General features: G+C 66.3%; 7 protein-coding genes. 5 read left to right on the forward strand and 2 right to left on the reverse strand.

Annotated features, from left to right (window positions below; genetic code table 11):
- Window positions 1-55: 55 nt before the first annotated feature.
- Together BLU09_RS36515 and BLU09_RS36520 are read right to left on the reverse strand one after the other, a co-directional pair.
- The gene (locus tag BLU09_RS36515) at window positions 56-1,930 is read right to left on the reverse strand and encodes a HEAT repeat domain-containing protein (RefSeq protein WP_090495763.1); all 1,875 of its coding nucleotides are present in this window, start codon (window positions 1,928-1,930) and stop codon (window positions 56-58) included.
- A gap of 91 nt (window positions 1,931-2,021) precedes the next feature.
- Complete coding sequence (locus BLU09_RS36520) at window positions 2,022-2,597, reverse strand: RDD family protein (protein ID WP_244172350.1); 576 nt, start codon at window positions 2,595-2,597, stop codon at window positions 2,022-2,024.
- 587 nt (window positions 2,598-3,184) lie between these two features.
- Between BLU09_RS36520 and BLU09_RS36525 the strand changes: the two genes are divergently transcribed.
- The 5 genes from BLU09_RS36525 to BLU09_RS39685 form a co-directional block, all read left to right on the forward strand.
- Window positions 3,185-3,787: an imm11 family protein gene (locus BLU09_RS36525; RefSeq protein WP_244172351.1), complete on the forward strand. Its 603-nt coding sequence runs from the start codon at window positions 3,185-3,187 to the stop codon at window positions 3,785-3,787.
- A gap of 453 nt (window positions 3,788-4,240) precedes the next feature.
- Window positions 4,241-4,480 carry a hypothetical protein gene (locus tag BLU09_RS36530; protein WP_090495764.1) on the forward strand — a complete coding sequence of 80 codons (240 nt, stop codon included), beginning with the start codon at window positions 4,241-4,243 and terminating at the stop codon, window positions 4,478-4,480.
- A 561-nt stretch (window positions 4,481-5,041) separates the two neighbouring features.
- Complete coding sequence (locus BLU09_RS36535) at window positions 5,042-5,551, forward strand: hypothetical protein (protein ID WP_090495765.1); 510 nt, start codon at window positions 5,042-5,044, stop codon at window positions 5,549-5,551.
- Window positions 5,552-6,370: 819 nt separating this feature from the next.
- Complete coding sequence (locus BLU09_RS39680) at window positions 6,371-6,862, forward strand: magnesium and cobalt transport protein CorA (protein WP_244172352.1); 492 nt, start codon at window positions 6,371-6,373, stop codon at window positions 6,860-6,862.
- A partial coding sequence (locus BLU09_RS39685) for a hypothetical protein (RefSeq protein WP_244172354.1) occupies window positions 6,835-7,139 on the forward strand: 305 nt, incomplete at its 3' end. The genes BLU09_RS39680 and BLU09_RS39685, both read left to right, overlap by 28 nt.

Genomic DNA, 7,139 nt, shown 5'->3' on the forward strand with positions numbered 1-7,139 from the left:
GCCCGCGCCAGGCCCCCTCCCGCCCTGGGAGGGGCGCCCTTCCCCACCGGTGGCGTCAGGGCCGCCCGTCCGGTTCAACGGAAGCCAGGCGCCCGTCCCCCGTGACGCGCACCACGTGGGCAGGTGCGAAGGTGCCAGCCCGGCCACACACGACTGCGTCGAGTCGCTGGTTCGTCGTCCCCACCACCAAGTCCCCCGCGTCATCCAGTGCGTATGCCATCGGTGCACCTGGGAGAGTCACCCAAGGCGTGGCACGCCACCGCCCCTCTGAAGCGTCGACACGCACCAGACGTCCGGCTCCGCCATACATGTGTGCGAGTCCCTCCACCACCACGAGGGCGCCGTGCATCCGCACGACACGCAGGGGGTTGGCCCGGGGCTCCTCCAGCACCGTCACCCGCCCGGCCTCATGCACTTCCAGCGTGCCCCCAAACTCCCCGTCGTCCCATCCGACGAGGCACGCCTCCCCCATGGCTTCGAGAACGGATGCGGAGTCCCCACCAGGCACGGCTGCACACGGACTCCCTCGTGGCGGCGCCTTCGGCTTCTCCCAGTGCAAATGGAGGGAGGTGTGCCCCTCGCACAGCGTCCAACCCCCGCTGCGTCCAGGAATGATGCAGGTGCAGTCGATGGACTCCGCATGCCGCACCTCCTGTTCGGCGAGGCCTTCCAGGGCCAATCTCGCGTGGCTCCGCGCCACCGGAGAGGCGTGCGTCGTCACCACCCGCTGGAGCAGCGGCACCAGCTCTTCTGCATGGGTATGGAAGGCGTAGCTGCCCAGCGCATCAACCGCCGCGGCCTGGACTTCGCTGTGCGGCGCGTACACCGCCTGGCGTAGCGCCTCGAGGGCGGCGGCGTCTCCCACGCGTCCAAGGGCCTCTGCGGCCCGCGCGCGCTCCCACCCCTCCTCCCCCGTGGCCAGCAGCCGCAGCAGCGGCTCCGTCGCGACTGGCCGCGCCACGTCCCCCAGGGACACGAGGCTCGCAAGGGCCCGGGCACGGCACTCAGGCACGGCGAGTTGCTCAAGGACGCCCGGCACCGCAGCAGGACTCCCGAAGGCCACCAGCGCCTGCAGCGCCACGGGTGTGAGGCGCACGTCCGCCCGCTGTAGCGCCTGCAACGCCTCGGGCGCGGCCTTCGCGCCTTGGCGCCCATAGGCCGCGAGGACCGACGCCACGTAGGCCGCTCGCGGGGTGCACGCGTCGAACACCGCCTCGCAGCCTGGCGCAGGCGCCGACGGGCAGGCCGTCCCTGGTGAGCGCCGCAGAGTGGGCTCCTCCAGCTCCCGCGCGAGGAGCGCCCGCAGGCGCGGGACGAACGTCTCCGTGTACATGGAGGCGCGCCGGGAGAGGACGTGCCGCACCAGCACCAGCTCCTCCCAGCTCGACTCCGGGTTCTCCAGCACGTCCAACAGCACCGGGGCCAATGTCGGACCGAGGTGCGCCAGAGCCGACGTGGGCGACTCCAGGAGGTAGCGCACAATGGCTGGCGCTGCTCGCTCGTCGTCGAGTGAGGCGAGCGCGTGCAGGGCCATCCCACCGGGCTCTCGCGCATACGCCTCGATGAGCGCAGGCAGGGCGTCCGTAGCCTTCTCTTCCATCTTCGCCAGCGCCTGCGCCGCACCGCCGCGGACGCGACGGTCCGCGTGACGAAGAAGCGGAATCAGCCGGGGGACGACGTCCTCCCCCTCTCGCCCCAGCTTCCACGCAGCACAAGACTGCTCTGGCGACAGCCACTGCTCCCCTGTGTCTGGGCCATGGACTTCCTGAAGCAGCGCAAGGCACGCGTCGGCCCCCTTGCAGCAGCCCTCCCACGTCATGACGTCTTCCTTCTTCCACGTCTGCCGGGCACACCCCAGCGCCAGCGCCACCACCGCGCTCACGAGCCCCGCCAGCCAGCGGGGACACCCGGACTTCAGCTCTCCATCCATGACATCGCCTTTCATTCTCCCCTCGCCGTGAGGGGACTTCGAACCAAACGCTTCTGCCAGTCACGAACCGCACAGCGAACGAGCGCTGCGCTCAAGGGCCCCTCACAACGCGGGTGCCGGCCACCCAGTCGTGGAGGCATCGCCGGTCCTCTCCCACAATGAAGAGCGCATCCAGGAGGCCGAACCAGACGCAGTAGCCGCAGAGCGCCATCGGGAGCGCGTTCCTCAGCAGGGCGATTCGCCACACCCCAGCCGGACGGCCATCGCCTCGGACGACTCGAATTCCCAAGAGCCTCTTGCCGAGACTCGCCCCTGTGCCTCGAATGAGGCTCGCCTGCACGAGCAACACCAGGAGCGCCGGGACGTAGACCGCTGAAGCCTTCATCGCGTCCCCGCCCGGAAGGGCCAGGCTCCGGAGGACACCCAGGAGCAGGGACGGGAGAAGGAGCGCGGCACTATCGACGAGGCTTGCCGCAAGCCGGGCCCTGCGCGTCGCCAGCTCCGGAGCCGCGTGGAGACACCGAAGGCACAGGCCCGCCCGGGACGAGGCACAGAAGGCGCAGGTGAAGGTGCCGCAGCGAGTACAGGCAAGAGCAGCGGAGAAGCCTGGATGCTCGGAGCATGGGGACTCCGAAATCGACTCAAGGGCCTCGCGGAAGTCGGACATGAAGGGTCGCAGCACAGCTACGCCCGTCCCAGGGTGGCAAGCTCCTTCAACGAGAAGCCTTCGCCCACCCCTTAGAAACAAAACCTATTAGGTACAGCCGACTGAACCTTGCATTCAGCCTCTTTGCCGCCCATAGGCTACCACGACGCCACTTCCCGCTGATTGGAGGCCGCTCCACTCAAGAGACGAGCCTGGAGCGCACTGCTCCAGGCGGCGCCACCACGGGGGTGCCCAAGTACCAGTGGGTGAAGCGTCCCCTTCGCGCTCGCCCCAGTAGACTGAGCCCTCAGACACCTACAGAAGTCGGAGCTCGCCGTTCCCATGCCCCCCTACACAGCACCCTCGGAGCACGCCCCCTGCCGTGCCATGGGCCAGAACGGCCAACCATAGAGCGCCGCGACTCAGCCACGCCCGCCTCAAGGCTGCACCGTCCTTCAGCGAGCAAGTTCCACGTGCGAGCCTGCACTCACCCCCAAACGTTAAACCATCGACCCCATCGAACCAGACACCGCACACCTCAATTGCATGGCGCACATCGCACTGACATTCTCAATGGATTCGACGAGCCACGCGGACCACGTGCAACCATGCAGACCGAATACTTCATGCTCATGGGCGATTCGTTCAGCCAATCGACGACACTCGAAGGGCCGCCCCTCGCCAGGCGCCTCCCTGGCGTGTCCTGGCAACAACGTCCTGTATTCGTTTCAGCCCCCATCCTGCTGCGAATCAGACCCGGCACGCTGCCGAAGAAGCCCTTCCCTGCGTATGAAGGCACCTGTGAGCCCCTGCTCTCCGCCCGGGCTAAATTCATCCTTGAGCCCCTCGCCATCAGCCACCTTCAGCTTCTCCCGGCGGACGTCTCCTTCGAGAGCGGGGAAGTCCAGAGGTTCTGGTGGCTTCATGTCTACCGCTCGATTCATTGCGTAGACAGGACGCGAACGAAGGGCCTGTTCTACTCCCCTCGAGAGATGATGGCGATTGGCAAGCTCGTGCTCGATGAGCAAGCACTCGCCGACATCCCGCTGGAGCGGCGGCTCATCTTCCGACTCGGAGAACTCCTCGACACCATTCTCCTCCACTCATCTCTCGTCGAACGACTGCGGAGCTGGGAAGCTGAGGGGTTCAAGTTCATGCGCATCGACGAGTGGTACCACCCCGACTTCATTGAGGACTACCGCGGCCCGTGAGGCCACAGCCTGGATGCCCTCCTCAAGAGAAGAGCCGGTGGAGCGAATCGAGTTCACGAGGCTCCACGACAGACGACTCGACGCTCGAAGGCGCCTGCCAGCCAGTCCCCATGCCACGAGGCGCTCCTCGTTGGTGTACTGCACACCACGCCTCCAGCCCTTGCCTGCGCCTACCTAAAACTCGGTCGCCGCGTCATGAGCGCGTCACCGACACATTCGGCAGCGCTTCAATGCGAGCGAGCGAGGCGCGCTCACGGAGGCGTCATCTTTCCTGACGCAGGGGCAACTGCTCTCGCCGGTTAAAGCGCGCGTGGCCCGCGTATTCTCGCGAGCGTTTCGAACATCTCGAATTCGGCCGACCTTCAGCCCAAGAGAACTTGCCTCACCTGGAAACAAGAGCGTGTATGTCTTTAGCGACGGGCGACGACGCCCACGCAGAGCGCGAGGACGACGATGAAGATCAAGAGCACCACCGCCTTCCGGGCCTACACCACCATGCGCGCGAACGAAGCCATCACCACAAAGCGCTTCATCGTGAAGTCGGTGAACAAGGACGGTTCTATCAGCCGCATGGCACCCACTAAGACTGATTGGCAGCTCAATGCGTTCGAAGAAGCCGATGCCGCCGAGGCCCGCCGCGTGGAGCTTGAGCGGCTCAATCCCGGCTCGCGCTTCGCGTTCGTCCCGCTCTGACGCCCCTGGGGCCGCACAGGCTCGCGTGCCGCCGCCCAGCGCGCCGGGCCCACGTGAAGCCCGACGAGGCGTGCCTACCCCAACCTCAGTCCTGCGCCACGAGTGCGTCAAGGCCACATTAGACAGTGCGTCACTGCGAGTGAGAGAGGCGCGCGCGAGCCCCCTGTGTCAGGGAAGTGTCGCCTCGGCTGCCGAGCCGAGCCGACGACACACGATTCGGGACGTACCCAGGAGGTCTCTCGCACGTACTGAGCCGATAGAGCCAAGCCTGCTTGAACGTTCACCTGAAGCGCACTTGCTTCGTGCCCTATTGCCGTACACAAAGCCAGCGCAAGTGACGTGGCGATTCTCCATTTATGAAGATTATTTCCGACGACATGTAGTTTCGTGCCTCGTCCGGCACAAAACTTCGCATCCTTCCGGGTGTCCACTGCCCTGCAGCAGCAGTCAGCAGTCACTGGCTGAATTTTCGCCACTCGCGCGAATCATTTCATCCGCTGGCACAAGGGGTGCTCTCCCCGTTCGTGCGACCGCCTGCTCGGTCGACAGGAGAGTGCCCCCATGAAGAAGTGCATTGGTCTTGCGCTGGCGTTGACACTTGCCGCCTGCGGTATGGGCCAGAAGGACGAAACACCCTTGAAGGACCTGACGGAGGACGCCACGTCGCAGACCGTCGCGGTGCGACTGCTTGGCGTCCGTGGCTCAGGGCCCGTCCGCGTTCAAGTCGCCACGCTGGAGCTGTCGGTCGACGGCAACGCGCTCCCGGCTCGCCTTGGTGGCAGCGAGATCGATCTCGGCGATGATCAGAATGCGTGGGCAGTGACAACGTTCGACCTTCCAGTCGACGCGCGCAAAGTCGCGATCAAACTGAAGTTCCAGTCGGAAGGCATCATAGAGCGCAACGGCAAGTCGCAGTTGCTCGACCTGAGCGGACCGCCGGTCTCATTAATCGCGGACGCCGCTCAAATCCGAACGCGCAGCAAGGTCGTGCTTGAGATCGATCTCTCCCGGTCACTGGTCGACCGTGGCGAACAGGTCTTCATGCTCCCGGAGTTCATCGTCCGCTACTGACGCGACCGCGGGTGGCATGTCCACACGTAGAGAACACGACTTGAAGGAAATCAAAGAAGGCTGATGGTGGGGGAGTCATGCGTTTAGGATGGTTTGTTGCATCTGTGGGATTGCTCACAGGCAATGTCGCGCTTGCGCACGAACTGGCGTGCGACAAGCGAGTGAACGGCGAGGTGATCTACGAGATTCAATCGTACCCGGCGACGCTCGACTGGACGATGAAGGTACGCAACGTGCACCCAACGGGCGCGTCGACAGTCGAAGCAGTCGCAGATCGACTGCTGACCGACCAGTTCGGCTGGGTGCCTTCGCGGACGCCGCCTTACACGCTGGCGGTCGGCGAGTCGCATACCGAGAGCTACACGATCACCGTGAACTCGTTCGAGCAGTGCCAGCAGCTCGCGCTGGCTGACGGCGCGAACGATGAGCTCATCGACAACGTGTTCTCCGCGTCGTGGGACGATGGCGAAATCCAATGCCGGGCACGCGTTGTCTGCCTGCCGCTCTGCCCGCCCCAGACCTGCATCGGTGAACAGGGCCCCCCGGGCCCGCAGGGGCCGGCGGGCGAGGAAGGGCCGCAGGGGGTGCCAGGCGTCGCTGGACCTCAAGGGGTGCCGGGCGTTGCTGGACCGGCGGGGCCGGCGGGTCCTGCAGGGGCAGTGGGTCCCACAGGGCCGGCAGGCCCTCCCGGTGCTACGGGAGCCGCGGGTCCGGAGGGTCCGGCGGGACAATCCGTGGTCGGTGTGCCCGAACCGCCCGGGGCCAATTGTCCCAATGGCGGTATTCAGTACACCTCCGCATCCGGAATCAATTACGTCTGTGACGGCGACACGGGACCTGCTGGCGCCGCTGGACCGCAGGGACCAGCGGGTCCGGCCGGGCCTGCTGGCGCGGCGGGTGCCACCGGTCCAGCGGGCGCTCCTGGTGCCACCGGCCCAGCGGGCCCTCCTGGTGAAGCTGGTGCCACCGGCCCAGCGGGCCCTCCTGGTGAAGCTGGTGCCACCGGCCCAGCGGGCCCTCCTGGTGAAGCTGGTGCCACCGGCCCAGCGGGCCCTCCTGGTGAAGCTGGTGCCACCGGCCCAGCGGGCCCTCCTGGTGAAGCTGGTGCCACCGGCCCAGCGGGCCCTCCTGGTGCCACCGGAGCGGCGGGGCCTGCAGGACAGTCCGTGGTCGGTGCATCCGAGCCGCCCGGGGCGAACTGCACCTATGGCGGCATTCGGTACACCTCTTCGACGGGGGTCGACTACGTCTGTAACGGGGCACCGGGACCTGCCGGTGACGCCTTGGCCTTCGGATACTTCTATGCCCTGATGCCGCCCGACAACGCGGCGACCGTTGCGGCGGCGTCCGCGGTGGACTTCCCTCGTGATGGTGCCACGAACGGGATCATTCGAGCCAGCGCCAACGAGTTCATCCTGCCCGCGATTGGCGTCTACGAAATCTCCTGGCAGGTCAGCGTTACCGAGGCCGGACAGCTCATCCTCGGGCTCGACAGCGGTTCGGGAGTCGTTGAGCAGATCAGCACCGTGGCCGGACGGGCGACCGGGACGTCTCAGATCATGAACCACGTGTTGCTCACGACAACGTC

Origin of the sequence: Myxococcus virescens (genome assembly GCF_900101905.1) — a bacterium.
GTDB classification, from domain to species: domain Bacteria; phylum Myxococcota; class Myxococcia; order Myxococcales; family Myxococcaceae; genus Myxococcus; species Myxococcus virescens.